This window comes from Pseudomonas sp. B21-041, assembly GCF_024748675.1.
Classification (GTDB): domain Bacteria; phylum Pseudomonadota; class Gammaproteobacteria; order Pseudomonadales; family Pseudomonadaceae; genus Aquipseudomonas; species Aquipseudomonas neuropathica.
This window is the reverse complement of sequence record NZ_CP087175.1, coordinates 200,833-226,623: the sequence shown is the minus strand read 5'-3', so window position 1 is coordinate 226,623 and position 25,791 is coordinate 200,833. Positions and strand designations below refer to the sequence as shown.

General features: G+C 59.6%; 24 protein-coding genes. 9 read left to right on the top strand and 15 right to left on the bottom strand.

Annotated features, from left to right (window positions below):
- Window positions 1-39: 39 nt before the first annotated feature.
- On the bottom strand, window positions 40-1,053 hold the full coding sequence (locus LOY43_RS00980; protein ID WP_258709070.1) for an ABC transporter substrate-binding protein: 1,014 nt from the start codon (window positions 1,051-1,053) through the stop codon (window positions 40-42).
- A gap of 396 nt (window positions 1,054-1,449) precedes the next feature.
- Between LOY43_RS00980 and LOY43_RS00975 the strand changes: the two genes are divergently transcribed.
- The 3 genes from LOY43_RS00975 to LOY43_RS00965 are packed head-to-tail and all read left to right on the top strand — an operon-like array spanning window position 1,450 to window position 5,485.
- On the top strand, window positions 1,450-3,048 hold the full coding sequence (locus LOY43_RS00975) for an ABC transporter permease (RefSeq protein ID WP_220557287.1): 1,599 nt from the start codon (window positions 1,450-1,452) through the stop codon (window positions 3,046-3,048).
- Complete coding sequence (locus LOY43_RS00970) at window positions 3,045-3,860, top strand: ABC transporter ATP-binding protein (RefSeq protein ID WP_038359705.1); 816 nt, start codon at window positions 3,045-3,047, stop codon at window positions 3,858-3,860. Before LOY43_RS00975 ends, LOY43_RS00970 begins: the two co-directional genes overlap by 4 nt.
- Before the next feature lie 14 nt (window positions 3,861-3,874).
- Window positions 3,875-5,485, top strand: coding sequence for an arylsulfatase (locus LOY43_RS00965; RefSeq protein WP_258709069.1), 1,611 nt, complete (start codon window positions 3,875-3,877; stop codon window positions 5,483-5,485).
- Window positions 5,486-5,713: 228 nt separating this feature from the next.
- Here LOY43_RS00965 and LOY43_RS00960 read toward each other — a convergent pair whose 3' ends face one another.
- Complete coding sequence (locus tag LOY43_RS00960) at window positions 5,714-6,784, bottom strand: fatty acid desaturase (RefSeq protein ID WP_258709068.1); 1,071 nt, start codon at window positions 6,782-6,784, stop codon at window positions 5,714-5,716.
- Between the two features lie 100 nt (window positions 6,785-6,884).
- Between LOY43_RS00960 and LOY43_RS00955 the strand changes: the two genes are divergently transcribed.
- Complete coding sequence (locus LOY43_RS00955; protein WP_095125247.1) at window positions 6,885-7,889, top strand: AraC family transcriptional regulator; 1,005 nt, start codon at window positions 6,885-6,887, stop codon at window positions 7,887-7,889.
- 3 nt (window positions 7,890-7,892) lie between these two features.
- Here the strand turns inward: LOY43_RS00955 and LOY43_RS00950 are convergent, their stop codons facing one another.
- The 4 genes from LOY43_RS00950 to LOY43_RS00935 all read right to left on the bottom strand — a co-directional run bounded on the left by LOY43_RS00950 (window position 7,893) and on the right by LOY43_RS00935 (window position 11,526).
- Window positions 7,893-9,116 carry a type II toxin-antitoxin system HipA family toxin gene (locus LOY43_RS00950; protein WP_095125246.1) on the bottom strand — a complete coding sequence of 408 codons (1,224 nt, stop codon included), beginning with the start codon at window positions 9,114-9,116 and terminating at the stop codon, window positions 7,893-7,895.
- Window positions 9,109-9,357, bottom strand: coding sequence for a helix-turn-helix domain-containing protein (locus LOY43_RS00945; protein ID WP_095125245.1), 249 nt, complete (start codon window positions 9,355-9,357; stop codon window positions 9,109-9,111). Before LOY43_RS00945 ends, LOY43_RS00950 begins: the two co-directional genes overlap by 8 nt.
- 110 nt (window positions 9,358-9,467) lie before the next feature.
- Window positions 9,468-10,856 carry a heavy metal sensor histidine kinase gene (locus LOY43_RS00940; RefSeq protein WP_095047055.1) on the bottom strand — a complete coding sequence of 463 codons (1,389 nt, stop codon included), beginning with the start codon at window positions 10,854-10,856 and terminating at the stop codon, window positions 9,468-9,470.
- Window positions 10,846-11,526: a heavy metal response regulator transcription factor gene (locus LOY43_RS00935; RefSeq protein ID WP_095125243.1), complete on the bottom strand. Its 681-nt coding sequence runs from the start codon at window positions 11,524-11,526 to the stop codon at window positions 10,846-10,848. Before LOY43_RS00935 ends, LOY43_RS00940 begins: the two co-directional genes overlap by 11 nt.
- Before the next feature lie 136 nt (window positions 11,527-11,662).
- Here LOY43_RS00935 and LOY43_RS00930 point away from each other — a divergent pair, with 136 nt between their 5' ends.
- Both LOY43_RS00930 and uraH read left to right on the top strand, forming a co-directional pair.
- Entirely contained in the window at window positions 11,663-12,148 is a 486-nt protein-coding gene (locus LOY43_RS00930) for a heme-binding protein (RefSeq protein WP_095125242.1), read from the top strand.
- A gap of 12 nt (window positions 12,149-12,160) precedes the next feature.
- Window positions 12,161-12,571, top strand: a complete 411-nt coding sequence (gene uraH, locus LOY43_RS00925) for a hydroxyisourate hydrolase (RefSeq protein WP_093440416.1) — start codon at window positions 12,161-12,163, stop codon at window positions 12,569-12,571.
- Between the two features lie 125 nt (window positions 12,572-12,696).
- Here uraH and LOY43_RS00920 read toward each other — a convergent pair whose 3' ends face one another.
- Window positions 12,697-13,374: a Crp/Fnr family transcriptional regulator gene (locus LOY43_RS00920; RefSeq protein WP_258709067.1), complete on the bottom strand. Its 678-nt coding sequence runs from the start codon at window positions 13,372-13,374 to the stop codon at window positions 12,697-12,699.
- Between the two features lie 84 nt (window positions 13,375-13,458).
- On the opposite strand from LOY43_RS00920, the gene LOY43_RS00915 reads away from it, so the two are divergent.
- Window positions 13,459-13,983, top strand: a complete 525-nt coding sequence (locus tag LOY43_RS00915; protein ID WP_220557281.1) for a DUF962 domain-containing protein — start codon at window positions 13,459-13,461, stop codon at window positions 13,981-13,983.
- Between the two features lie 117 nt (window positions 13,984-14,100).
- Here LOY43_RS00915 and LOY43_RS00910 read toward each other — a convergent pair whose 3' ends face one another.
- The 6 genes from LOY43_RS00910 to dibA all read right to left on the bottom strand — a co-directional run bounded on the left by LOY43_RS00910 (window position 14,101) and on the right by dibA (window position 20,464).
- Window positions 14,101-15,090: a sulfate/molybdate ABC transporter ATP-binding protein gene (locus LOY43_RS00910; protein ID WP_034151825.1), complete on the bottom strand. Its 990-nt coding sequence runs from the start codon at window positions 15,088-15,090 to the stop codon at window positions 14,101-14,103.
- Between the two features lie 3 nt (window positions 15,091-15,093).
- Window positions 15,094-15,966: a sulfate ABC transporter permease subunit CysW gene (gene cysW / locus LOY43_RS00905; protein WP_038367233.1), complete on the bottom strand. Its 873-nt coding sequence runs from the start codon at window positions 15,964-15,966 to the stop codon at window positions 15,094-15,096.
- A 13-nt stretch (window positions 15,967-15,979) separates the two neighbouring features.
- Window positions 15,980-16,798 (bottom strand): sulfate ABC transporter permease subunit CysT, encoded by an 819-nt coding sequence (gene cysT, locus LOY43_RS00900; RefSeq protein ID WP_038367238.1) that lies wholly within the window; start codon window positions 16,796-16,798, stop codon window positions 15,980-15,982.
- Window positions 16,799-16,975: 177 nt separating this feature from the next.
- Window positions 16,976-17,989: a sulfate ABC transporter substrate-binding protein gene (locus LOY43_RS00895; protein ID WP_034151823.1), complete on the bottom strand. Its 1,014-nt coding sequence runs from the start codon at window positions 17,987-17,989 to the stop codon at window positions 16,976-16,978.
- 135 nt (window positions 17,990-18,124) lie between these two features.
- Window positions 18,125-18,307: a sulfur starvation response protein OscA gene (gene oscA, locus LOY43_RS00890; protein WP_034151822.1), complete on the bottom strand. Its 183-nt coding sequence runs from the start codon at window positions 18,305-18,307 to the stop codon at window positions 18,125-18,127.
- Window positions 18,308-18,544: 237 nt separating this feature from the next.
- Window positions 18,545-20,464, bottom strand: coding sequence for a phosphodiesterase DibA (gene dibA, locus LOY43_RS00885; protein WP_095047052.1), 1,920 nt, complete (start codon window positions 20,462-20,464; stop codon window positions 18,545-18,547).
- 146 nt (window positions 20,465-20,610) lie between these two features.
- Between dibA and desA the strand changes: the two genes are divergently transcribed.
- Window positions 20,611-21,795, top strand: coding sequence for a delta-9 fatty acid desaturase DesA (desA, locus tag LOY43_RS00880; RefSeq protein ID WP_034151820.1), 1,185 nt, complete (start codon window positions 20,611-20,613; stop codon window positions 21,793-21,795).
- Between the two features lie 143 nt (window positions 21,796-21,938).
- Window positions 21,939-22,928 (top strand): sensor domain-containing diguanylate cyclase, encoded by a 990-nt coding sequence (locus tag LOY43_RS00875; RefSeq protein ID WP_095047051.1) that lies wholly within the window; start codon window positions 21,939-21,941, stop codon window positions 22,926-22,928.
- 136 nt (window positions 22,929-23,064) lie between these two features.
- On the opposite strand, the gene LOY43_RS00870 is transcribed toward LOY43_RS00875, so the two are convergent.
- Window positions 23,065-24,276 carry a response regulator gene (locus LOY43_RS00870; protein ID WP_095047050.1) on the bottom strand — a complete coding sequence of 404 codons (1,212 nt, stop codon included), beginning with the start codon at window positions 24,274-24,276 and terminating at the stop codon, window positions 23,065-23,067.
- A 140-nt stretch (window positions 24,277-24,416) separates the two neighbouring features.
- Window positions 24,417-25,694, bottom strand: a complete 1,278-nt coding sequence (gene gabT / locus LOY43_RS00865; RefSeq protein ID WP_258709066.1) for a 4-aminobutyrate--2-oxoglutarate transaminase — start codon at window positions 25,692-25,694, stop codon at window positions 24,417-24,419.
- Window positions 25,695-25,791: the final 97 nt, after the last annotated feature.

The window sequence follows — 25,791 nt, the reverse complement described above, 5'->3', positions numbered from 1 at the left end:
GATCGTTCCCACGCTCTGCGTGGGAACGATCGGTGTACGTTAGAGCTTGGCCGCTGCCAGCTCAGGCGCCACCCAATCATTCACCTTGAACGGCTTGCGAATCAGCTTCTGCTGCGCCGCCAGATCCACTTTGTCCTGCAGGCTGCCAAGGAACACCGGATCCAGCGTCGACGGGAACACTTCGCTCAACCTCTGATCCTGCAGATCCTGGGTCAGGATCACCGGCGGATAGCTGGCCAAACCCGAGACCAGTTGCACGTAAGCGGCCTTGTTGCCGTCCTGCGTCAGCCACTCCACGGCCTGTTGTTGCGCCTTGAGCAACTTGGCCACCACCTCCGGGTGCGCGTCGACAAACTTGCCCGTGCCGACCAATACCGACTGCACGCTGCCTGCGCCACCGAGATCCTTAGTGTTCAGCGGCAACTCGGCCAGCCCCTTGGCCTGCAATGCGGTCAACCCGGAGCTGCCCCATGACGCATCGATCTGCTTGGCTGCCAACGCCGCGACCGCTGCATTGAAATCCAGATTGATGACTTTCAGATCCTTCTCGCTCAGGCCCTGGCTTGCCAGCGCCGCATCAAACGACAACTGCGTCGCGGTGCCACGGAAGATCGCCACGCGCTTGCCCTTGAGATCCTGCAAAGTCTTGATCCCCGAACCCGGTACCACCCCCAAATACTGCTTCACCCCACGCGCACTGGCGCTGAGCAAGCGAGTATCCAGGCCATTGGACTTGCCGATGATTGCCGCCAGATCGCCGAGATACGCCAGATCAACCTGACCGTTGGCAAACGCCTCATTGATCACCGGTCCCGCACCTTTGAAGAAACTCCACTGAATCTTGATGCCCTGATCGGCAAAGGCCTTTTCGAAGATCTGCTGATCACGCAGCACGTCGACCACACCGCCGCCACTGTGTTGAGTCCCCGCGCTCAGGTCGGGCACGGCGATTCTGATTTCCTTGAGTTCGTCGGCATGCGCGGTAAACGCCAGCAGGCCCACCAGAGCAGGAACGGCAAACAGACTGAAAACACGTTTGAAGGGGAGGTTCATGGGTGTTGCTCCTTGATCACGACGGGCGTTGAGGAGCCGAAAGTAGGCCGAATGACTACCTACGCTTAAATACTATAAATGCACATTTTTATAGCTTTTAGCGCTAAGCGAGCAGCGCCGGGGCTCGCAGCGGCGTATGCATTAACAGCATCGAAAATATTCTTCGAATGCATTGGATGCGTGTGGGCTGGAGGCCTTAAATGGCGCTGCTTATCTCTAAAAACAACTTATTGAAGATTATTTATAACCATTAGCTCTTAGTTAATACCGCAAGAGATCGCGGCCTTCGGCAGCTCCTACAGGGGTCAATTCAAGGACGCATTCCCCCGTGGGAGCTGCCGAAGGCTGCGATCTTTTGATCTTGATCTTGAGCCAACCCGACAACGGAGGTCACCCATGGCCCGCCAATCCTTGCTCAGTCTTCCACTCCCCGCGCCGCCGCTGAAAAGCCGCCGTACCTGGCCCAGCCTGAACCAGCGCCTGTTGCCATGGCTGCTGCCGCTCAGCTTGTTCGCCCTATGGTGGCTGGCCGCACGCAATGAATGGATGAGCGAGCAGATCTTGCCGGCGCCGTCGCTGGTCTGGAACAGCGCTGTCGAGCTGTCTCAAGGCGAGTTATGGAGCCATTTGTGGATCAGCCTGCAGCGTTTGTTCTGGGGCCTGCTTGCCGGGGTTTCGGCCGGTGCATTGCTCGGCGCAGCACTGGGCTTCAGTCAGCGTCTTGAACGTTTGATCTTCCCGACCTTCGCCGGCCTGTCGCAAATACCGACGCTGGCGTGGATTCCATTGTTCATGGTGTTTTTCGGCATCGGCGAAGTGCTGAAACTGGTGGTGCTGATCAAAGCGATCGTGGTGCCGGTGACCCTGCACACATTGGTCGGCGTAAGAGATGCCCAGCCGAAATTGCGTGAAGCCGCCGCTGTTCTGCGCCTGCCGCCACGCCTGCTGATTCGGCGCCTGGTATTGCCCGCCGCCCTCCCCGCGTTCATGGCTGGCGTGCGCCTGGCGCTGGCCGCCGGCTGGACGTCGTTGCTGGCCGTCGAACTGCTGGCTTCCAGTGAAGGCATCGGCTACCTGATGGTCTGGGCGCGACAACTGTTCATGCTCGACATCGTTTTCGTCTGCATCGTCGTCATCGGTTTGATCGGCGTGGCGATGGATCGCGGCATCGGTCTGCTGGACAAGAAACTGGTGCACTGGCCGCATCCGGCCACCGCCGAAATTCGTCGCGGCCCGCGTTATGACGGCTGGCAGCGGCTGCAACCGTGGCTGCTACCGCTGGGCTTGTTGGCACTGTGGCAATTGGCAAGTGACCAACAGTGGGTCGACGCCAATATTCTGGTCAGCCCATTGGCCGTTTTGAGCACGGCTTGGGCTGGCGTGCTCGACGGCACGTTGATCAGCGGCATGGCCCTCAGTCTCGGCCGCACACTTGGTGGCCTGTTGCTCGGCGGCGGTCTCGGATTTGCCTTGGGCCTGCTGCTGGGTCTGTCGAACATCAGCGAACGCCTGCTCGGCCCGACCCTCGCGGCCATCCGCCAGATCGCCATTTTCGCCTGGGTGCCGCTGCTCACCGCATGGTTCGGTCTCGGCGAATTGGCCAAGTGGGTGTTCGTCGCCCTTGCCGCCTTCTTCCCGCTGTTTATCGCCACGCAACGCAGCGTCGCCAATCTCTCACCGCAACTCAACGAAGCCGCACAAGTGCTGCGCCTGAGCCTCGGCCAGCGTCTGCGTCGACTGGTACTGCCGGGCGCCGCACCGGGGATTTTCGCCGGGCTCAGACTGAGCCTGATCTACGCCTGGCTCGGCACCATCGGCGCCGAATATTTCATGCCGTCCAATGGCGGCATCGGCAGCCAGATGATTGGCGCACAACAACTGCTGCGCATGGACCTGATCATGGCCGGCATGCTTTTCGTCGGTCTCACCGGCGCCCTGCTCAACCTCATTGGCCAACGCCTGGAAATTCGCGCGACCCGCTGGAGACACGCATGAACGCACCGATTGTCAGCTTCAATCACGTAGGCAAATCCTTCGACGTCGACGGTTTCGAACTGGAGGCGATTCGCGAATTCAACCTCGACATTGCCGAGGGCGAATTCGTCGCCATTGTCGGCTCCAGCGGCTGTGGCAAATCGACCTTGCTGCGCTTGTTGGTGGGCCTTGATACGCAGTTTCGCGGGCAGATTACCGTGGATGGCAAAGCCGTCAGCGGCATCGGCGGCGAACGTGGCATTGTCTTTCAGGAACACCGTTTATTCCCGTGGCTGACCGTCGCCGACAACATCGGTCTGGGTCTGGTCAACGAGCCGCTGAGCGCTGCGCAGAAGCAACAACGGATCAACGACTTCATCGATCTGGTCGGCCTGCGCGATTTCACTCGCGCCTATCCGCACCAGCTCTCCGGCGGCATGGCCCAGCGTGTGGCGATTGCTCGCGGCCTCGTCGCCAGCCCGCGCATTCTGCTACTCGACGAACCCTTCGGTGCCCTTGATGCACTGACCCGCCAGCAGATGCAGGACGAGCTGTTGGCGATCCGCGAGCGCGCAAAAATCACCACGATCCTCGTCACCCATGACGTCGAAGAAGCGATCTTCCTCGCCGACCGCGTGGTGGTGATGGAGCCGCGTCCGGGACGGATCAAGCAGGTGGTCGACATCGCCCTGCCCCATCCGCGCCAGCGCAGCAGTTTCGACTTCCATCAGTTGCGTGAAGAGCTGCTGCACGAGCTGACCAGTGACGACCATTACCAACCGAGCGTGCCGGTGCAGATCCGCGATCTGCCGCTGACGTTCATTGCCTGCTGAACAGGAGTTTTGCGATGCCGCAACGTCCCAACTTTCTGGTAATTCTGGCCGACGATTTAGGCTTCTCCGACATCGGTGCGTTCGGCGGCGAAATCGCCACGCCGCACCTTGATGCCCTGGCCAACAATGGCCTGCGCCTGACCGATTTTCATAGTGCGCCGACCTGTTCGCCAACGCGTTCGATGTTGCTGACCGGCACCGACCACCACATCGCAGGGATCGGCACCATGGCCGAAACGCTGACGCCGGAACTGATCGGTAAACCGGGTTATGAGGGCTATCTCAACGATCGGGTGGTGGCGCTGCCGGAGTTGCTGCGCGAGGCCGGTTATCAAACATTGATGAGCGGCAAATGGCACCTCGGTTTGAAGGCTGAATTGGCGCCCCATGCGCGAGGTTTCGAGCGTTCGTTTTCGCTGCTGCCGGGCGCGGCCAACCATTACGGTTTCGAGCCAACCTACGATGAGCAAACACCCGGCCTGCTGAAATCCACTCCGGCGCTGTACATCGAGGACGACACGTTTCTCGACGAATTGCCGAAGGATTTCTATTCCTCCGATGCCTTCGGCGACAAGTTGCTGCAGTACCTCAAGGAGCGTGACCAGACCCGGCCGTTCTTCGCCTATTTGCCGTTCTCCGCGCCGCACTGGCCGCTGCAGGCGCCCGCCGACATCGTCGAGAAATACCGTGGCCGCTATGACGCCGGCCCTGAAGTGCTGCGCCTGGAACGCCTGGAAAAACTCAAAGCCCTCGGCCTGATCGAACCAGACGTCGAGCCGCATCCACTGATTCAGTTGACCCAGCAGTGGGACGCGTTGAGCGATGAGCAAAAACAGATTTCCGCACGGGCCATGGAAGTCTACGCGGCGATGGTCGAGCGCATGGACTGGAACATCGGTCGGGTTGTCGATTATCTGCGCCAGCAGGGGCAGCTCGACAACACGTTCATCCTGTTCATGTCCGACAACGGTGCCGAAGGTGCACTGCTGGAAGCGTTCCCCAAATTCGGTCCGGAACTGGTGACGTACCTCAGCCAGCATTACGACAACAGCCTCGACAACATTGGCCGGGCTAACTCCTATGTCTGGTACGGGCCGAACTGGGCACAGGTGGCGACCGCACCGTCACGGTTGTTCAAGGCGTTTACCACTGAAGGCGGGATTCGCGTGCCGGCGCTGTTGCACTATCCGCAATTGGCGATCAAAGGGCAGATCAGCCATGGTTTCGGCACGGTGATGGACGTCACACCGACGATTCTCGATCTGGCGGGTGTGCGGCATCCGGGCAAGTTGTGGCACGGAAAACCGGTCGCACCGTTACGTGGCAAATCGTGGCTGGGGTTCTTGTCGGGTGAGACTGCGCAGGTGCATGACGAGCACACGGTGACGGGGTGGGAATTGTTCGGGCGTCGGGCGATTCGCCAGGGGTCGTGGAAAGCGGTGTGGATCCCCGGGCCGGTCGGGCCGGCGACCTGGCAGCTTTATGATTTGAGCAGTGATCCGGGGGAAATTCATGATCTGGCGTTGAGTCGGCCGGAGAAGCTCAGCGCGTTGATCGGGCATTGGCAGCAGTATGTCGAGGAGACCGGGGTGATTCTCAGTGAGTCGCCGTTTCAGCCGGATTGAGGCGAAGATCAAAAGCCCCTCATCGGAACGCCGCCCGCCCATCCCTCTCCCGGAGGGAGAGGGGGCCGACCGAGGTGTCTTTCGCTATACATCGACCTGAAAAATCGGGTCGATTATGGATTCGACAAAGCTATTTCACGTCGGCGTAACTCTTCAAAATCCCCCGATCAGTCCCCTCTCCCTATGGGCGGTCCGACGTTTCGGGAGGGCTAGGGTGAGGGCAGTTTGTCAGGCCTCCACCGCCTCACCAGACACCGCAACTTCATCCCGACGAACAAACCGGTTCGCCCGCCCAAACGTGCCGAAATCATTGAACCGCACACCCATCTCACGCATCACCTTATGCGCCACCGGTACCGTCATTTGGCGAATATAAAACGGCTCCTTCACGACAAAATGATGAATCCCGTGACTGCTGCCAAAGTTGAAGCAGAACGCCTGCAACGGCCACAACCACCAAGGGTTCAATACCTGACACTGCTGCAACACATTACCCAACTCGACATCGCCGTAGTAATGCATGTTCGAGCTGATGAAGTGCAGGCAAAAGGTGCGCAACACGTTCGGGCCGATGATCACCACGGCGGCGATATCGATTACCTGCATCACCGATAACGTCGTCGCTGACCATTCAATCGGCGCACCCAGCAGATACGCAATGCCATTGGCCGCATGAAAACCGAGAAACACATACCACGCGCCCCAATGCACCAGCGCCAGCGGCGCGTAGACCTTGAGCGTGCGCTTGATGATGCTGAACTTGTGCACCCAGGTCTTGGCCCGCAGCATGCGGATGAACGCCGACATCACGTTGTCGCCAACCATCAGCAAACGTGCAAAACCCCACGGTTCGCCGTTGGTGATCGCGCGCTCTTCCATGTCGGTTTCAGTGCCGGAGACCTTGTGGTGATTGAGGTGCAGATGGCGACGAATCCACGGATTGATCGTGCTCGGTCGCGCCAGCCACACCAACCCCATCATCAAATTGTGCGGCACGCGTTGCTTGCGGAAATACATGCTGTGGATCAGGTCGTGTTCCAGCTCATGGGTCAACGAAGCAAAAAACGCGTTGAGCAACAAGCACACCCACCACGCCATATGGCCGGTGATGTACAGCGCCGCCGAACCGATCATCCCGATCAGGGCAAAGGCCAGAATCCCCGCGCCCAGCGCATCCTGATGCTTGAGAATCGGGTAGCGTTCGCGCAGTTCGACGCCTTTGGCCAGCACCACTTGGCGAATATGCGCTGATCGCTGGGCCGCATTGTGTCGTTGGGGACTTGCAGAAGTACCGTCCATGCTTCCATCCTCGGGTTTATGATGTTCGCATCGTGCCTCGCCAACGCTTCAATTGCGGTAGCCGAGAACGCCAACCTGTTGACCGGAAGCGCCAATCAGCATGAAGGAACCGACCTCCCTCGCCAGCTGGACCCGTGCCTTGCGCAAGCAACTCGATGCGTTGGGGCTGGACAGCATTGCCCTGTGTCAACAGGCCGGGCTCGATCCGAGCTTGATGGATGATCCCAACGCGCGCTATCCACTGTCCGGCACCACGCGCCTGTGGGAAATTGCCGTGCAGGTCAGCGGCGACCCGGCGATTGGCTTGCGCGTGTCACGCTTCGTCAGTCCAACTACGTTCCACGCGCTCGGTTATGCACTGGTGGCCAGCGGTAGCCTGCGTGAAGTGTTCGAACGCATCGTGCGCTATCACCCGGTGGTCAGCGATGCGCTGGAACTGGAGCTGAGTCGTGGCGACGACCGCTATCAATTTCGTCTGAAAATTCCGTCAGGCAATCCCGCGCCAGCCTTCGAAGCCATCGACGCCTTCACCGCGATCTACGTGCGCACCTGCCGTAATCGCCTTGGCCGTGATTACGCACCGTTGGCTGTGTACCTGCGCCGCCCGGAACCGAGCGATGCGCACCAATGGCACAAAGTCTTTCGCGCTCCGGTGCATTTCGGCTGCCTCGAGGATCGCCTGGAGTTCGCCCTCGCCGACTTCGACAGCCACCTCGACGACGCCAATCCGGAACTCGCCGAACACAATGAAGCGGTGCTCAAACGCACCATGGCCCAGCTCCAGCCGCTGACCTGGGAACGCAAAGTGCGCGATGCGATTGAAGAACAATTACCGGAAGGTGAACCAAGTGCAGAGCGCATTGCCCAGGCCTTGCACCTGAGTTTGCGCAGCCTGCAAAGGCACTTGGCGGATGAGGGTTGTCGCTTCGACACATTGCTCAATGAGAGCCGTGAGAATCTGGCGCTGCTGCACCTGCGCGATCCGCAGTGCTCGTTGAGTGAGGTGAGTTATTTGCTCGGGTTCGCCGACACCAGCAGTTTCAGCCGCGCGTTCAAACGCTGGACGGGGCTGACGCCGGGGCAGTTTCGTGATGGGTTGCGCTGATCGTCAGCCTTTAGCCAGACTGCGTTCCATACCGGATGACCATTGTTCGATCATCGCAGCACCCATTGCGGCGAACGCCGGATGACTGGCGCCGTACTCCGCCATTTCGCCCATTGCCACCTGCATACCGTTAGCGACTTGCTGCAGTAATTGATTACAACGCGCCTCCGTCAGATTGCAGGCCGTACGACCGAACCGCATCAGCATTTTGTGCTTGGGCCAAGCCTTCGAGCCACCCAAGAGCAACGCCATACTGTCGTTCTTTATGTAGACCGATGTGGTGATGATGTCGTATGCGGGCGCGAGTCTGATTGACGATTCCTCGCCGCAGCTTTCGTAAAGCACGCCGAAGTTTTTTAAATGCGCGTCGCCGTTTTTCAGGCCTGCAGACAACGCCACAATTTTGAAAAATGCTTCGAGCGCATGATTGAGCAGCGCGGGTGAAACAAACGCTTTGATCTGCCGGGCTGCGCCTTCGTAAGAACCATCGTATTTGGCTTTCGACGGCCAACCGTTGAGCACGCAAAAGTCCTCAAAACCCAGGTAGCCCGAAGCGCTCAAATCAAAGCGCTCGATAACCAGAAACTTGCCATGTTCGCTGAGCTCGAACTTCGGTACTTCTAGCCCGCAGTGTTGCGCGGCACGCATGCAAAAGTACTCGTTGGTTGCCAGCTGCGGATATTCATCGGCGCGAAAAGCTTTAACCAAGTGAGTGGATCCGCGATGAGTCAGACGATCAATCGCAGCCGCACTGTCACGCACCAGCACTTTGGGCTGCACCCCAGACACTCCGGAATACTGGCCATAGGTTTGCAACAGATCCTCGAACAAGCCTTGCGCTCCATCGTGCACTAGCAGATCGGCCAGCGATGTTTCACGCGGGCGATCCGTCAACGATGCGCTGGCAATGGATAACCGACCGAGCTGATAGGGGCCGACAATGGCCAGCAATGCAAAGTCATCGAAGCCGCGAACCGCTTTGCTGAAGCGCCGAACCAGCTCATCACGAAGGGCACCTTCGGGCAGATTCATCTCGAAAACCGGATGAATGCCATGCTCCCAACCATAACTTTCCAGCCGGGACGGCATTGTCAGTGACACGGCATTTTCAGCACTGGTTTCTTCGCGGTAACTGAAGACGCTGTGGACTCGATCTTTCCCGCGCGCCAACGTTCCCACCGCTTGCCCGCCGATACAGACGTTTAATCGATCCGACGACTCACTCATGGAAGTTGACCTTTTGTAGCGTATCGAGTGTCGGGCGGCGAGACTGACGTGGAACCGCTGTCAGCTCATAGCCAAACCCGTTAAGGATCGCTTCGACTTTGCGCAGGCCGATTTCGGCAATGGTGTTGTTTTCGATCCCCGAAATCGTCGCGCGGCTCATTCCGTATTGCTGAGCCAGCGCCTGCTGGGTCATTTTGTTTGCCTTGCGCAGGGCTTTGATCAATTCGCCAAGCTGTTCCATGCGATTTCCTGCATCAAATACGGTGCAAATTAAGATATTTGTTTATTTTGCATCGAATTTGATGCGGCCATTCGACAAGATTAGCCTAATTACAAGTGATCAAGAACTACTCAATTGCTCACCATAAACCCCAACTCAAAAACGGTGCCGTCAGCATCACTGCTGACCCGCACCTGCCCACCATGCAACTGCATGATCGACTGCACAATCGCCAACCCCAACCCACCGGAATCCCCCGGCTCTGCCCGTGCAGGATCGACGCGATAGAAACGGTCGAACAGTTTGCCCAGATGCTCCGACGCAATGGCCGGGCCATGGTTGTGCACTTGTAACCAGCACCAGCCCGACTCGTCACGCCGGCGCAGGCTGATCACGGTTTCGGAGTCAGCATGACGCACGGCATTGGCCAGCAAGTTGCCCAGCGCCCGTTGCAGCAACTGCTGATCGGCACGCAGTTCGCCATGCAGTTGATTGTCCAGCCGCAGGTCGCGGTCATCCGCCAACGCTTCAAAATAATCACACAGCTCACCACCAACGCTGCACAAATCCAGAGTTTGCAGATTGAGCGCGCGCTCGGCCTGCTCGGCGCGGGCAAGGAACATCAGGTTTTCCGCCATGCGCTTGAGCCGTTCGAACTCTTCCATGTTCGAGGCGAGGACTTCCTGATACTCCTCGGTGCTGCGCGGATGATTCAGCGCCTGACCGTTGCTCGCCAACAAGGTGTGCAGCGGCGTACGTATCTCGTGGGCGAGATCGGCGGAAAACTGCGAGAGGCGCTGCACGCTGTCGTCCAGCCGCGCCAGCATGCCGTTGAGCGCCTGCACCGGCTCAAGTAGTTCGGCGGGCGTGCCGTTGGCGGGCAAGCGTTGATCGAGGCTACGCAGATCGATACCGCGTACCGCTTCGCTCAACTGCCGCAACGGTCGCAGGCCACGGCGTAGCAACAGCAAGCCCAAGGCAAAGGCGAGCAACGCACCGAGGCCAACCGACAGGTACAAGCGCATGCGATAGCTGCCGAGCATCTGTTCGCGCTCGCTAAGCACTTTGCCGGCGATCACGGTCAGCGGTTCGCCGTTCGGCCCCTGCGCTTCGCCGGACAACAGCGCGAGTTCGGCACCGTCCGGCGCTTGCCACGTCAACACATCACGGCGCTGCGGCGTTTGCTCGCGGGGGATCGCGCTCAGCGCGGGCAACTCGCGTTGCCGTGGATTGATCGCGATCACGCTCGATCCGTCGGCGCGGCGCACCAGCAACAGGCTGTCGAGATTACCGAGCATGTTCTGATACAGCCGTGGCCGCGCCTGCAAGGCATCGAGGCTGTCGCTGTCAGCGAGCAACGCGCGCACTTGCTCCAGTCGACCGAGCAACGCGAGGTCGTCGCGGTAGGCGATTTCCGAGGCCAGCGAACGGTAGAGAAACACACCGATAGCACTCAACACCACGGCGCAAACCAATGCGAACGCCAGCGCCAGGCGCCAGGCGATCGATCTAGAGCGCATCGTCGGGGGCTTCCAGTTGATAACCGACGCCGCGCACGGTGTGAATCAGTTTCGGCATGTACGGGTCATCGACTTTCGCACGCAAACGCCGCACCGCGACTTCGACCATGTTGGTGTCGCTGTCGAAATTCAGGTTCCACACCTGCGAGGCGATCAGCGTGCGCGACAGCACTTCACCCTGACGGCTGGCGAGCAATTGCAGCAGGGCGAATTCCTTGTTGGTCAGGGCGATGCGCTGGCCACCGCGACTGACGCGGCGGCGCAATACATCGATTTCAAGGTCGGCAATGTTGTAGGACTCGGCTTCGCGCATCGGCCCGCGGCGCAGCAACGTGCGTACCCGCGCGAGCAGTTCGGCAAAGGCGAATGGCTTGAGCAAGTAATCGTCAGCGCCCAGTTCGAGGCCGCGTACGCGGTCTTCAATGGCGTCCTTGGCGGTGAGGAACAACACCGGTGTGGCGCCGCGCTGACGGATCAGTTGCAGCAGCTGCCAGCCATTTAGGCCGGGGAGCATCACGTCGAGGATGATCAGGTCATATGCCTGTTGCTCGATAAAGTAGCGCCCATCGAGGCCATTGAGCGCCACGTCCACGGCAAAACCCGACTCGCCCAGGCCTTTGGCGAGGAAATTCGCGGTTTTGGCTTCATCTTCTACGACCAGCAAACGCATGGCACACCTCGATTGATCAGGCACACAGGCTAGGCGCCTTCGAAGGCGTTGCCCATTACAAACTTGTAATCAGACTGACGAGGTTCTGACGAAGAGCGGCGATTAAGGTGGCGACCTTCGCTTTTGGAGCCTGTCCATGACCATCAAATACTTTGTAGCCAGCCTGATGATCGGCCTCAGTGGCGTCGCTGCCGCCAGTCCTGAGCTGCCGCGTCACGCTGATCTCGACCTGAAAACCGCACGGCTGCTCGCCGACACCGCCATGGTCAACTGCACCGGCACGGTGTCGGTGCTCGACCGTGGCGGCAATCTACTGGTAACCCTGCGCGGCGACGGTGTCGGCCCGCACAACACCGCCGCCAGCCAGCGCAAGGCGTACACCGCACTGTCGACCAAAACAGCGACCCGGTTGTTTGCCGAACGGGCTCGCAGCAATCCGGAAACCGCCAACCTCAACACCCTCGACGAGCTGCTCTTGCTCGGCGGTGGGATTCCGCTGTTCCTCGGATCTGAACTGGTGGGCGCCATGGGCGTGGCCGGTTCCGGCGGCGGCGAGCAAGACGAAAACTGTGCGATCAAGGCTGCCGAGAAAACCGGTCTGGCCACTACCCGTTCCCAATAAGGAGATTCATCCATGAGCACTTTGCGCATGACCTTCGCCGCGCTCGGCCTGAGCGCTTTTTCAAGTCTAGCCCTCGCCGCCGGCAACCCGTTGAGCGTGCACGTGCTCAACCTGGAAAACGGCCTGCCGTCGCCGGGTATCAATGTGACACTGGAGAAACACGTTGGCCAGAACTGGCAACCACTGGCTCAAGGCACGACCAATGAACAGGGGCGAATTGCCGAATTGTTCCCGGCCAAACAGCCTTTTGAAGCGGGTGAATACCGGGTGGTGTTCAAGACCGGCGAGTACTTCAAGAAGGTCAAGCACGACACGTTCTTCCCGGAGATTCCGGTGATCTTCGAAGTGAAGCAGACCGATCAGCATTACCACATCCCGCTGCTGCTCAGCCCGTACGGTTTCTCGACCTATCGCGGTTCCTGAGCCCTACACAAATGCCCCTGTAGGAGTGAGCCTGCCCGCGATAGCAATCTGTCAGTTGATCAATCTGTGACTGACAGACCGCTATCGCGAGCAGGCTCACTCCTACAATGGTTCGGTGTTAGATCCTAGATCGTGGCGAGAGCGCGCAATCGCATGGCATCAAGGATTTCGATCTCTCCATACCCGAGTCCGATAATCCCCTGCCCCTGGAAATCCTTGAGGATCTGGTTGGTGGTCTGCCGCGACAGCGACAGCATCGATGCCAACTGCTCCTGCGGCAGTTGCAGAACGCGGCGTGGCGCATCGAGCTCGCCGTAGCCTTCGGCAATCATCAGCAAGCGATGGGCCAAGCGTGCCGGGGCTGGCAGCAGGCTCAGTTGTTCGAGATTGATGAAGGTCAGGCGCAGTTTATGGCTCATCAGCAGCGCCAGATGCCGCCAGTACACCGGGTGTTCGTCGAGCAGTTTGAGCAACGTCGCCTGAGGGATATTGAGCAAGGTGCACGGCCCGACTGCATAGGCGTCATGGGTGCGCGGCTGGCCATCGAACAGGCAGATTTCGCCGAACCAGTGCGGCGCCTCGACCAGACTCAACAACGCCTCTTTGCCCTGCTCGCTCACCGCGCCTATACGCACGGCGCCGTCGAGCACCGCGTATAAACCGCACGGTGGATCACCGCGCTGGAACAGCCGCTGCCCTGCCGTCAGCCGCCGCTCCCGGGCCGTAGCCAACAGACTATCCTGAAAGGACGCCGGCAGATGACTGAACCACTGGCCGCTCATCAGCCGTGAACGTATTTGCATAAACACTCCTGGATTGTCGCCTGCCTGACAGAGCGAACCCTGATCCCGAGGGATGATGCGATCAACCCTACCGGAGGAACAACAATGAAAAGCCTCGTCGACCATCTGAGTCAATACGCCGCCTACCACCGTGATCCGCGCAATATCGCCAGCCACTTTATCGGCATTCCGCTGATCGTGGTGGCGGTGGCGGTTTTGTTGTCGCGGCCAGAATGGTCGCTGGGCGGCTTGTGGATATCTCCAGCCGTTGTCGTGGCGCTGGCCTCGGCGTGGTTTTATCTGCGTCTGGAGGTGAAGTTCGGGGTGCTGATGACGCTGCTGATGGGGCTGTCAGTCTGGGCCGGGCATGTGCTGGCGCAGCAGAGCACCCTGGTCTGGCTGAGCAGTGGTCTGGCGATGTTTGTGGTCGGCTGGGTGATCCAGTTTGTCGGGCATCACTATGAAGGGCGCAAACCGGCGTTTGTCGATGATGTCTCGGGGCTGATTGTCGGGCCGTTGTTTGTCGTGGCCGAGGTGGCGTTCATGCTCGGGATGCGGCATGAATTGAAAGAGCAGATCGAGGCGCGGGCGGGGGTGGTACGAGTTAATCCGAATCGTGCGGCAATCTAGACTTCAACCCTGCTCGTTCCCACGCTCTGCGTGGGAACGCCGCCATGGACGCTCCGCGTCCACTGTGACGCGGAGCGTCACGGGATGCATTCCCACGCAGAGCGTGGGAACGATCAGTTAAAGGCTGGCGACTTTCTGCCAGACCTTCGGCTTGAAGAACAGAGTTTCACCCTTGGCCAAGCCGATCAGGCTGTCGTGGTCTTTCACCACTTCGGCCTCGATCAGATCCGTCTGCCCTTCGACCTTAAGCGTCACCCGCGTGGTCGCGCCCAACGGCCGAATGTCACGCACCTCAGCAGCGTGGTGATCTTCCAGCTCATGTTTGGACAGCGACACCTCATGCGGGCGGAACAGCACGTGGTTGTCGTCGCTCAACAGCAAGCGGTTCGAATCGCCGAGGAAGTGATAAACGAAATCGCTGGCCGGGTTTTCGTAGACGTCGCCCGGTGAGCCGATCTGCTCGATCACACCCTTGTTCATCACCACGATGCGGTCAGCGACTTCCATCGCTTCTTCCTGGTCGTGGGTCACGAATACCGAGGTCAGGTTGATGTCTTCGTGCAGGCGGGCGAGCCAGCGACGCAGCTCCTTACGCACCTTGGCATCGAGGGCGCCGAACGGCTCATCCAGCAGCAGCACTTTCGGCTCCACCGCCAGTGCGCGGGCCAAAGCAATACGCTGACGCTGACCGCCGGACAACTGCTCCGGATAACGATCCGACAGCCAGTCCAACTGCACCATGTTCAGCAGCTCATGCACCTTGACCGCGATCTGGCTTTCGTTCGGACGCTGGTTTTTCGGTTTCATGCGCAAACCGAACGCGACGTTATCGAACACGGTCATGTGACGGAACAAGGCGTAGTGCTGGAACACGAAACCGACGTTGCGATCACGCACGTCGTGGCCGGAGACGTCTTCGCCGTGGAAGACAATGTTGCCGTTATCCGGGGTTTCCAAGCCGGCGATAATCCGCAGCAACGTGGTTTTGCCGCAGCCCGACGGGCCGAGCAATGCGACCAGTTCACCGCTGTGGATGTCCAGGCTGATGTTGTCCAGCGCCTTGAACGCATTGAAATTCTTGCTGACGTTACGCACTTCGATCGACATGAATTATTCCTCCGCGGCGCTGGCGCGCAGGCGGTTGATACGGTTTTCGCTCCACTGCTTGAGCAGCAGGATGAAGAGCGCCAGGATCAGCAACAGGCTCGCCACGGCGAACGCGGCCACGTGGTTGTATTCGTTGTAGAGGATCTCGACGTGCAGCGGCAAGGTGTTGGTCACCCCGCGAATGTGCCCGGAGACCACCGACACCGCACCGAATTCACCCATGGCCCGCGCGGTACATAGCACCACGCCATAGATCAGGCCCCACTTGATGTTCGGCACAGTGACATGCCAGAACATCTGCCAGCCATTGGCACCTAGCAGACGCGCGGCCTCCTCTTCCTGCGTGCCTTGTTCCTGCATCAGTGGAATCAGCTCACGAGCGACGAACGGCACGGTGACGAAAATCGTCGCCAGTACGATGCCCGGCAGGGCGAAGACAATCTGGATGTCGTGATCCTGCAGCCACGGCCCGAACAGACCCTGCGCGCCGAACATCAGCACGTAGACCAGACCAGCGATCACCGGCGACACCGAGAACGGCAGGTCGATCAGGGTCACCAGCATGCTCTTGCCGCGGAACGAGTATTTACTCACGCACCACGCGGCGCTGACCCCGAACACCAGGTTCAGCGGTACCGAAATCAGCACGGCGAATACGGTGAGTTTCAGCGCCGAAAGCGCATCCGGCTCAAAGATCGCGGTGAAAAATGCGCCGAGGCCATTCTTTAAACCCTGCGATACCACGATGAATAACGGCAGCAACAGAAACAGGAAAAAGACCAGCCAGCCAAGGCCGATCAGGATTCTGCGCGAAGTGGCACTGCCACGGCGTGCAGCGTTGGCCGAAGAGGCGGCCGCAATAGACGATTGGGACATGGTTCGCGCCTCCTTATGGGGTTTCGATGCGCCGCTGCAGCAAGTTGATCAGCAGCAACAGGACGAAGGAAACCACCAGCATCAGCACGCCGATGGCGGTAGCGCCGGTGTAATCGTATTGGTCGAGTTTGACCATGATCAGCAGCGGCAGGATCTCGGTTTTCATCGGCATGTTGCCGGCGATGAAAATCACCGAACCGTACTCACCGACGCCACGAGCGAAGGCCAGGGCAAAACCGGTCAGCCAAGCGGGCAACAATGCGGGAACGAGGATGTGGCGGAACACCTGCAAGGGTTTAGCACCGAGGCACGCGGCGGCTTCCTCGACTTCACGGGGAATGTCGGCCAGCACCGGCTGCACGGTACGCACCACAAACGGCAGAGTGACGAAGGTCAGCGCCAACGTGATACCCAGCGGGGTATAGGCAATCTTGAAACCGAGGTCAGCGGCGAATTGCCCGACCAGACCGGCCGGCGCATACAGCGCGGTCAGCGCGATACCGGCCACCGCTGTCGGCAGGGCGAACGGCAGATCGATCATCGCGTCGATCACCTTGCGCCCCGGGAAGGTGTAGCGCACCAGCACCCACGCCAGCAACGTACCGATGATGCCGTTGATGATCGCGGCACACAGCGCGGTGCCGAAGCTCAGCTTCAACGCGGCCAGCACCCGTGGTGCGGAGATGATCGTCCAGAACTGATCCCAGGTGAGTTGCGCGGCGTGGACGAACATCGCCGCCAGCGGGATAAGCACAATCAGGCTGAGGTACACCAAGGTGTAGCCCAGCGTCAGCCCGAAGCCGGGTATGACGGGGGAGATACGACGCGACATAAAAGTCCTTGGTTAAAAACGCATCAATGTGGGAGCGACGGTGCGACGATTCGACCTGCTCGCGAAGAGGGAGTATCAGTCAACATCCCTGTCGCCTGAAATACAGCCTTCCCGAGCAGGTCGAATCGTCGCTCCCACATGTGGTGTGCCTAAACAGTAGGCTCGTTGTGGGTCAGATTACTGCGCCTGATAAATCTGGTCGAACACGCCACCGTCGTTGAAGAATTTCGGCTGCGCGGTTTTCCAGCCGCCGAAGTCCTTGTCGATGGTCACCAGTTCCAGTTTCGGGAACTGCTGAGCGTACTTGGCAGCCACGTCCTTATCACGCGGACGGTAGAAGTTCTTCGCGGCAATTTCCTGGCCGGCCGGGCTGTACAGGTGCTTCAGATAAGCTTCGGCGATCTGCTCGTTGCCTTTCTTCTCGGCGTTCTTGTCGACCACGGCCACTGGCGGCTCGGCGAGGATCGACAGCGAAGGCACGACGATGTCGAACTTGTCAGCGCCGCCATCTTCTTTCAGCGCCAGGAATGCTTCGTTTTCCCAGGCCAGCAACACGTCACCCTGACCGTTGTTGACGAAGGTGATGGTCGAACCGCGTGCACCGGTGTCGAGAATCGGCACGTGCTTGAACAGGGTCTGTACGTATTCTTTGGCTTTGGCTTCGTCACCGCCGTTGGCTTTCAGGCCGTAGGCCCAGGCGGCGAGGAAGTTCCAGCGGGCGCCGCCGGAGGTTTTCGGGTTCGGGGTGATCACCGAGACGTCGTTCTTGACCAGATCGCCCCAGTCCTTGATGCCTTTCGGGTTGCCCTTGCGCACCAGGAACACAATGGTCGAGGTGTACGGCGTGCTCGCTTCCGGCAGACGCTTCTGCCAGTCGGCCGGCAGGGTCTTGCCGAGTTTGGCGATTTCGTCGATGTCGCCAGCCAGCGCCAGAGTCACGACGTCAGCGCGCAGACCGTCGATCACCGCGCGGCCCTGTTTGCCCGAACCGCCGTGGGATTGCTGGATTTTCACGGTGTCGCCGGCGTGATCTTTCTGCCAGAACTTGATGAATTCAGCGTTGTAGTCCTGATACAGCTCGCGCGTCGGGTCATACGACACGTTGAGCAGTTCGTAATCCTTGGCAACGGCGGAACCGGCAAACACAGCACTGGCCAGGGCGGCCAAAGCGTAACGGCGAATCGACGACATGGTGAAAGCTCCTGGAATTCTGGGTGGTGGCTTTTTCTTATGTATTTCGGGAATCGTGTTGTCGGTTCAAAGATCGCAGCCTTCGACAGCTCCTACGCACAGCCCCCTGTAGGAGCTGCCGCAGGCTGCGATCTTTTAGCCCGGTTGTTTGCCCGGCTGCTGCAAACGGAATTTCTCTTTGCGTTCGATCTGTACAACCTGGGCGTTGTGCACAGTGATCTCCACCGCGCCGAAACGCAGATCGCGCAGGGCGCTCTGGATTTCACGCAAGATGGTGGTTTCGTCCTGACCGTCAACGCTGCGAAGGGATGCGCTCATGGTGCTGCTCCTTTGAATGGGATTTGCCTGGCAGTGGGCGGCACTGCGTTCGGCGTGGGAGCAATATAAGAGAGGCGCGGATATTCTTAAAAAGACTATTTAAGAATGTTTATATAACTGAAAAACTGATCGTTCCCACGCGCAGCAAAGGAATGCAGCCGGCGGCGCTCTGCGCTGCGATTTTGGGCCGACGCAGAGCGCCCCTTTGCTGAGCGCAGGAACAAGTTTGCCCCTGTCTTAGCTAATCACCGGAGTTCTCACCCAATCTATCTCGTGCGCCGGAGCCGGTCGCCCAAACCAATAGCCCTGCCCCAGATCACACTCCTGCTCAAGCAGAAACGCCGCCTGCTCAACCTGCTCGATGCCCTCGGCATGCACCTGCATGCCCATGCTTCGGGCCAGCGCGATGATCACCCGGACAATCGCCACGTCATCCTCATCCCACGGCAACCCGGCAACGAATCCCTGATCGATCTTCAGCTTCTGCACCGGCAAGCGCTTGAGTCGCAGCAGTGACGAGTAACCCGTGCCGAAATCATCAATGGCCAGGCGAATACCCAACTCGCGCAAACGGTGCATCTGCTCCAGCGCCACTTCCGGATCATCCATCACTGCGCTTTCAGTGACTTCCAGCTCCAGATATGCCGGATCCAGTCCGGTGTCGTGCAGCACCTGCGCCACCTGCTGGTACAACTCGCGCCGGGCGAACAATCGTGACGAAACATTCACCGCGACAAACGACAGCACGATCCCGGCCTGCTGCCACTGGCACATCTGTCGACACGCCTGCTGCATAACCCACGCGTCAATTTCGGCGATCAGCCCGGTGCGCTCGGCAATCGGGATGAACTCCGCCGGCGACACCAGACCACGCAACGGATGCTGCCAGCGGACCAGCGCTTCAACGCCAATCAAGCGACTGGTTTTCAAGTCATGCACCGGTTGGTAGTAAACCCGCAGTTCCTGCTGCTCCAGCGCCCGGCGCAGCTCGAATGCGATCTCCACACGTTGCTGGGCGTGGGCGGTCAGTTCTTCGGTGTACAAGGCATAACCGTTGCGGCCGCTGCTCTTGGCCTTGAACAGCGCCGCATCGGCATTGCGCAACAGTTGCTCGGCGCTTAGCGCGTCGCTGGGGAACAGGCTGATGCCGAGACTGGCGTTGATGAACAACTGATTGCCATCAATGCTGAACGGCTCCTTCAGCGCATCGAGAATCCGTTGCGCCAGCGCCGCTGCCTGCACCGGCTGTGGACAACTCTCTGCCAACACCGCGAACTCGTCGCCGCCCAGGCGCGCCAGGGTAATACCGGGGCCAAACAGTTCTTGCAGGCGCGCCGCTACTGCCTTGAGCAAGCGATCGCCGACGTTATGGCCAAGGCTGTCGTTGATCATTTTGAAATGATCGAGATCAAGCATCAGTAACGCGCAGCCGCGCTTGTGGATCTGCGCCGAAGCCAGCGCCTGTTCGGCGCGGTCGCTGAACAGCAGGCGATTGGGCAGATCGGTCAGTGGATCGTGGTGCGCCAGGTGTTTGAGTTCATGCTCGGAATCCTTGATGGCGCTGATATCGGAAAACACCGCAACGTAATGGCTGAGCCGGCCCTGATCATCGTGAATGACCCGGATGGTTTGCCACTGTGGATAAATCTCGCCGCTTTTACGCCGGTTCCAGATCTCGCCGCTCCACTCGCCCTGCGACTCCAGGGTGGCGAACATCGCTTGGTAGAAACCCGGCGGATGATGGCCGGACTTGAACAGGCTCGGCTGCTGCCCGAGGACTTCTTCACGCTGATAACCGGTGATCTCGATGAACGCGCGATTGACGTGCACGATCAACCCTTGGTGGTTGCTGACCAACACCCCTTCGCGGGTGCAATCGAAGACGGCCGCCGCTTGACGCAGGCGTTCGCGATCGGCGTGGCGCTCGCGCAACCGCGCACCGATTCCGAGAAACTCGCACAAGCGCGCCCGCGCCAGGAAAATCAGCCCGGCGCTGAACGCCGCTAAAACGTAACCGTTGATCAGTTGCCATCGGGCAAGATCGACGGAGTTATCGAAGAAATTGTTTAATAAATGATCAGTACCTTGCAGCCAGACAGCGGCAAGCACGAGATAGAGCAGCGCTGCACGCAAAGCATCGCGGTAAGTGGCACGCATTCGGCTGTCCATGTCCCTACAAAAAGGTTGGAATTATAGGTCAAGAAACATCCAGCGACTCTTATCTGAAAGGGCGACTGGTTTTATCTGTGTGCTTGGTGATAATGCAACGGCTGTTTTTATCTTTATCGAGGGCCCTATAGCCTATGTGGTACGAAGGTTTTCTTGGCTTGTCGGCCTGGTCTCTGGTCGCGGTCACCCTGCTGATGACCCACGTGACGATTGTTGCCGTCACGGTCTATCTGCACCGTTACTCGGCCCATCGCTCGCTGGAGCTGAATGCTGGCCTGAAGCACTTTTTCCGTTTCTGGCTGTGGCTGACCACGGCGCAGAACACCCGCGAGTGGACCGCCATCCACCGTAAGCATCACGCCAAGTGCGAAACCGAAGATGACCCGCACAGCCCGGTCATCAAAGGCCTTTCCACCGTACTTCGCACCGGCGCCGAGCTGTATCGTGCCGAAGCGCAGAACCCGGAAACCCTGCGCATCTACGGCAAGAACTGCCCCGAAGACTGGATCGAACGCAACGTCTACAGCCGCTACCCGCTGTTGGGCGTGGCGATCATGGGCGTTATCGACCTGCTGCTGTTCGGCACCATCGGCATCACCATCTGGGCGATCCAGATGATGTGGATCCCGGTGTGGGCCGCTGGCGTGATCAATGGCCTTGGCCATGCCGTCGGCTATCGCAACTTCGAATGCCGCGATGCGGCGACCAATCTGGTGCCTTGGGGCATCCTGATCGGCGGCGAAGAACTGCACAACAACCATCACACCTACCCTAACTCGGCCAAGCTATCGGTGAAGAAGTGGGAGTTCGACCTCGGTTGGGCGTGGATCAAAGTCTTCTGCTTCCTGCGTCTGGCCAAGGTTCAGCGCGTGGCGCCGATCGCCCACCGCGTTGAAGGCAAGGGCAATCTGGACATGGACACCGCCATGGCCATCCTCAACAACCGCTTTCAGATCATGGCCCAGTACCGCAAATTGGTGATCGGCCCGCTGGTCAAGCAAGAGCTGGCCAAGGTCGATCATTCGGTGCGCCACCAGTTCCACCGCGCCAAGCGTTTGTTGTCGCGGGAGACTAGCCTGCTGGAAGATCGCCATCACTTGCGCATCCAGACCATGCTCGAGCACAGCCAGGCATTGAAGGTAATTTACGAAAAACGCTTGGCACTGCAGCAGATCTGGGTCAAGACCAGCGCAAATGGCCACGACATGCTCGCGGCCATCAAAGAGTGGATTCACGAGGCAGAAGCCAGCGGCATCCAGTCCCTGCGCGAATTTGCTGATCAGTTGAAAACCTACTCGTTGCGTCCTGCAGCGGTCTGAGACCGTTGATCGGTGCACCCGGCTCCCGGGTGCACCCTTCGGAACTTCGCTAAAAATCGCCTATCTCAAAGACACTTCGCCATCCCGGCGGGCTGTACTGTGGCCGTTGTCGAATTGCGGCACGTCCTTTGAGATCTGTGCCGATGGTCAACAACAATCAAAAAGACTCATCCTTCCCGCAGTGGCCCGAGGCCGCGCAAACCCTGATGGCGTTGATGCACGCCCAAGGCGAGGTCGCCCGCTTGAGCGAACGCGAACAGCTGTTCAGCTCCTTGCTGGTCAGCGTCAACGCCGTGCTCTGGGCCTTCAACTGGGAAACCCGGCAGGTGCTGTACGTCAGCCCCGCCTACGAACGGATTTTCGGCCGCTCTGCAGGCCTGCTACTCGCCGACTACAACCAGTGGCGCGACAGCATCTACCCCGACGACCTGGAATACGCCGAACGCAGCCTTGCCGAAGTCCTGCACAAAGGCGCGGTGGAAGATCGCGAATACCGGATTATTGCCGCCGACGGCCAGGTGCGCTGGCTCAGCGACAAATGCTTCATCAATCGTCAGGACGAGCCCGGTCAGCCGGTAATCATCGTCGGCATCGCCGAGGACATCACCGACAAGAAGCAGATGGAAACCGAGCTGCACCGTTTGGCGACTACCGACGTGCTGACACAAAGCAGCAATCGCCGGCACTTCTTCGAGTGCGCCAATCGCGAGTTCGAAGTAGCGCGTGTACAGGGCGCACAAATGGCCTTTCTGCTGCTGGATATCGATGACTTCAAAATGATCAACGACACCTACGGTCATCCCGAAGGCGACAACGTGTTGCAGCGGATTGCCGAGTGCGGGCGCGGGTCATTACGTCGAGGGGATCTGTTCGGGCGGATTGGCGGCGAAGAGTTTGCAGCGGTATTTCCCGGTTGTGCGCCGGACATGGCCATGCAAGTGGCGGAACGGCTGCAGCAGGAGATTCAGCGGTTGAGTTTCAGCCATGATGGCCAGACGTTCGGTATCACCGTCAGCCAGGGGTTGACCAGTCTGAACGAGACAGACGACAGCCTCGACAGCCTGTTCGCCCGCGCGGATGCGGCGATGTATGAGGCCAAGCGACAGGGCAAGAACCGCATCATTTCTGCTTGACCCGTATCTCAGCTACACAGAGATCCATTGTAGGAGTGAGCCTGCTCGCGATAGCGGTGTGTCGGACACACAGAATTGACTGACATACCGCTATCGCGAGCAGGCTCACTCCTACATTGGAATTGTGTAAGTCAGGTTATTTGCGCATCCGCATCAACTCCGGCAGCCCGATCTTCAGCAACCGCGCCGTGCGGCTCTTCGCCAACTCCTCAACGCCCTCATGCTCGGTCAAGCGGGCCATCTGCGCCGCCATGTTCATCACCAGCGCCTCACGGGAATACACCCCGCCGCCGAGTTGGTACACCGACGCAATCAGCTCCCGCAATTCCAGCGGCAATCGCCATCGGGTACGCAACGCCGAACCATAAGCCGCGCCAAACTCGGCCAACGCCTCGCCGACTTCCTCCAGTTCATCCAGCTCACCACCCGCCTGCTGCCATTCCTGCAGACAACGCAGCAACGCCAGATCGCCCAAGCGATGCAGCATACCCGCGCAGTAACAGCGCTCCTGATCGAGATCGAGCAGCCGCGCGAGGGTGCGCGCATATTCAGCGGTGTGCAGCGACAACCCCCAGTAACGTTCGGCATAGTCCGCCAGACACGGATCACTGAGCCTTGCGCTGCGCTTGAGTGCCAGCCCCAGAATCAGGTTCATGCTCTGCCCGGTGCCCAACCGATGCAGGGCTTGCGCCAGTGTCTGCACCGGCGCGCCATGGTGCTGCGCCGCGCTGTTGGCCGCAGCGATCAGCACCGCCGTGATTTGTGGGTCGGTCTTGATCTCATCTTCCAACAGCTTCAGATCGAGGCCATTGGGGTTGAGGCTGCGCTTCACCGCCACCTGCACATCGGTCATCAACGGCGCACCGTCAGCCTGCTCACGACGTCGCTCGAGAAACACCGACAAGGTCATGCCCGGCGCCAATGCCGGTACGTCACAGAAAACCTCTTCACCGGCATTCAGCAGCAAACCCTGCAAACGCTCGGTCAGGCTTTCCATGTTCAGTGGTTTGGTCAGATAGGCCGTCGGTGCCAACGGAATCGCTTCGCGCACGCTGGCGCTGTCGTTACGGCTGCTCATCAGGATGAACGGCAACGGCGGGTTGCGTTTGCGCTGGCGCACGCTGCGCAGCACGCTCAAACCATCGATGCCGGGCAACTCCCAATCAACGATCGCCAGGTCATACGGCACTTCACTGAGCAATGACAGGGCTTGCTGCCCGTCGGCGCACAAGTCTATCCGCGCATCGCAACGCACGTTCAGGAGCACTTGTTTGAGCAGGTCCCGGGACCACGGATCGGCCTCGGCAATCAGCACTCGGGGTACGGCGGGTAAATCAACGGCAGTCATGCGCGCTCTCCCTTGCAATGCCTGAACCTTAGCCAATGCTGGCCATTCGATACAGCGCTAAAGCAATTGATATGTTCACGGGGCGAAAAAAAACCCGCCGAAGCGGGTTCTTTTGTCTATCCGATCACACAGTGCGCGGCTTACAGCTCCGAGAAGCACTCTTCGATGATCGCCAGACCTTTGTCCAGTTGCTCGTCCGGCGAGGTCAGCGGTACGAGGACGCGCAGAACGTTGCCGTAGGTGCCGCAGGACAGCAGGATCAGGCCCTTGTCGCGCGCCTTGGCCACAACGGACGCTACAGCGGCGGCGTTCGGCTTGTGGCTGTCGCCATTTTCGAACAGCTCGACCGCGATCATCGCGCCCAGAGCACGGACTTCGCCGATCACCGGATACTTGGCCTGGATAGCTTTCAAGCCAGTAACCAGACGCTCGCCGACAGCCTTGCAGCGGTCCAGCAGTTTCTCTTCTTCGAACACTTCCATCACCGCCAGCGCAGCGGCGCAAGCGATCGGGCTACCGGCGTAAGTGCCGCCCAGGCCACCCGGGGCGATGGCGTCCATGTATTCGGCCTTGCCGCACACACCGGCCAGCGGGAAGCCGCCTGCGATGGATTTGGCGAAGGTGGTCAAGTCGGCAAAAACGCCCATCTGCTCCATGGCGAAGAAGGTGCCGGTACGGCCAGCGCCAGTCTGTACTTCGTCAGCGATCAGCAGGATGCCGTGCTGGTCGCACAGGGCACGCAGACGCTTCATGAACTCTTTCGGCGCAACGTAGAAACCACCTTCACCCTGCACAGGTTCGATGATGATCGCGGCGATGTCTTTCGGCTCAGCGTCGTTCTTGAAGATGCGTTCGATGGAAGCGATCGAATCATCGATGCTCACGCCGTGCAGTTCGTTCGGGTACAGCGCGCGGAAGATGCCGCCTGGCATCAGGCCCATGCCGGCCGAGTACGGCACGACTTTACCGGTCAGGCCCAGGGTCATCATGGTGCGACCGTGGTAAGCGCCGGTGAAGGCGATCACGCCAGCGCGGCCAGTGGCGGCACGGGCGATTTTCACGGCGTTTTCAACGGCTTCGGAACCGGTGGTGACCAGCAGGGTTTTCTTGGCGAAATCACCTGGCACCTTGGCGTTGATTTTCTCGCACAGCTCAACGTACGGCTCGTAAGCCAGCACCTGGAAGCAGGTGTGGGTCAGCTTGTTCAGCTGTTCGGTCACGGCGGCGATGATTTTCGGGTGCACGTGGCCGGTGTTCAGTACCGCGATGCCGCCGGCGAAGTCGATGAATTCGCGACCTTCAACGTCCGTCACGGTGGCGTTCTTCGCCGACTCAGCGAAGATCGGGTGAATCTGGCCGACACCACGTGGAACAGCTGCGGTACGACGGGCCATCAGTTCAGCGTTAGTCTTGCTCATTACAGTCCTCATTCGCCGCTCATCGGGCGGCGTGGTTCAAGGATTAAGCGGGAGAAATCGACGGTGGCAGCATGCGATGATCGACTGCCACGGCGTT

What these genes read in the sequence shown, in the direction of transcription:
- dibA (WP_095047052.1), bottom strand. Translation starts at nt 20,464, where the DNA reads ATGCGTGCCACTTACCGCGATGCTTTGCGTGCAGCGCTGCTCTATCTC.
- LOY43_RS00910 (WP_034151825.1), bottom strand. Translation starts at nt 15,090, where the DNA reads ATGTCGATCGAAGTGCGTAACGTCAGCAAGAATTTCAATGCGTTCAAG.
- oscA (WP_034151822.1), bottom strand. Translation starts at nt 18,307, where the DNA reads ATGAGCGCATCCCTTCGCAGCGTTGACGGTCAGGACGAAACCACCATC.
- LOY43_RS00960 (WP_258709068.1), bottom strand. Translation starts at nt 6,784, where the DNA reads ATGGACGGTACTTCTGCAAGTCCCCAACGACACAATGCGGCCCAGCGA.
- desA (WP_034151820.1), top strand. Translation starts at nt 20,611, where the DNA reads ATGTGGTACGAAGGTTTTCTTGGCTTGTCGGCCTGGTCTCTGGTCGCG.
- cysT (WP_038367238.1), bottom strand. Translation starts at nt 16,798, where the DNA reads ATGTCGCGTCGTATCTCCCCCGTCATACCCGGCTTCGGGCTGACGCTG.
- LOY43_RS00915 (WP_220557281.1), top strand. Translation starts at nt 13,459, where the DNA reads ATGAAAAGCCTCGTCGACCATCTGAGTCAATACGCCGCCTACCACCGT.
- LOY43_RS00940 (WP_095047055.1), bottom strand. Translation starts at nt 10,856, where the DNA reads ATGCGCTCTAGATCGATCGCCTGGCGCCTGGCGCTGGCGTTCGCATTG.
- LOY43_RS00870 (WP_095047050.1), bottom strand. Translation starts at nt 24,276, where the DNA reads ATGACTGCCGTTGATTTACCCGCCGTACCCCGAGTGCTGATTGCCGAG.
- LOY43_RS00920 (WP_258709067.1), bottom strand. Translation starts at nt 13,374, where the DNA reads ATGCAAATACGTTCACGGCTGATGAGCGGCCAGTGGTTCAGTCATCTG.
- LOY43_RS00975 (WP_220557287.1), top strand. Translation starts at nt 1,450, where the DNA reads ATGGCCCGCCAATCCTTGCTCAGTCTTCCACTCCCCGCGCCGCCGCTG.
- LOY43_RS00945 (WP_095125245.1), bottom strand. Translation starts at nt 9,357, where the DNA reads ATGGAACAGCTTGGCGAATTGATCAAAGCCCTGCGCAAGGCAAACAAA.
- LOY43_RS00965 (WP_258709069.1), top strand. Translation starts at nt 3,875, where the DNA reads ATGCCGCAACGTCCCAACTTTCTGGTAATTCTGGCCGACGATTTAGGC.
- LOY43_RS00980 (WP_258709070.1), bottom strand. Translation starts at nt 1,053, where the DNA reads ATGAACCTCCCCTTCAAACGTGTTTTCAGTCTGTTTGCCGTTCCTGCT.
- cysW (WP_038367233.1), bottom strand. Translation starts at nt 15,966, where the DNA reads ATGTCCCAATCGTCTATTGCGGCCGCCTCTTCGGCCAACGCTGCACGC.
- uraH (WP_093440416.1), top strand. Translation starts at nt 12,161, where the DNA reads ATGAGCACTTTGCGCATGACCTTCGCCGCGCTCGGCCTGAGCGCTTTT.
- LOY43_RS00955 (WP_095125247.1), top strand. Translation starts at nt 6,885, where the DNA reads ATGAAGGAACCGACCTCCCTCGCCAGCTGGACCCGTGCCTTGCGCAAG.
- LOY43_RS00895 (WP_034151823.1), bottom strand. Translation starts at nt 17,989, where the DNA reads ATGTCGTCGATTCGCCGTTACGCTTTGGCCGCCCTGGCCAGTGCTGTG.
- LOY43_RS00930 (WP_095125242.1), top strand. Translation starts at nt 11,663, where the DNA reads ATGACCATCAAATACTTTGTAGCCAGCCTGATGATCGGCCTCAGTGGC.
- gabT (WP_258709066.1), bottom strand. Translation starts at nt 25,694, where the DNA reads ATGAGCAAGACTAACGCTGAACTGATGGCCCGTCGTACCGCAGCTGTT.
- LOY43_RS00950 (WP_095125246.1), bottom strand. Translation starts at nt 9,116, where the DNA reads ATGAGTGAGTCGTCGGATCGATTAAACGTCTGTATCGGCGGGCAAGCG.
- LOY43_RS00935 (WP_095125243.1), bottom strand. Translation starts at nt 11,526, where the DNA reads ATGCGTTTGCTGGTCGTAGAAGATGAAGCCAAAACCGCGAATTTCCTC.
- LOY43_RS00875 (WP_095047051.1), top strand. Translation starts at nt 21,939, where the DNA reads ATGGTCAACAACAATCAAAAAGACTCATCCTTCCCGCAGTGGCCCGAG.
- LOY43_RS00970 (WP_038359705.1), top strand. Translation starts at nt 3,045, where the DNA reads ATGAACGCACCGATTGTCAGCTTCAATCACGTAGGCAAATCCTTCGAC.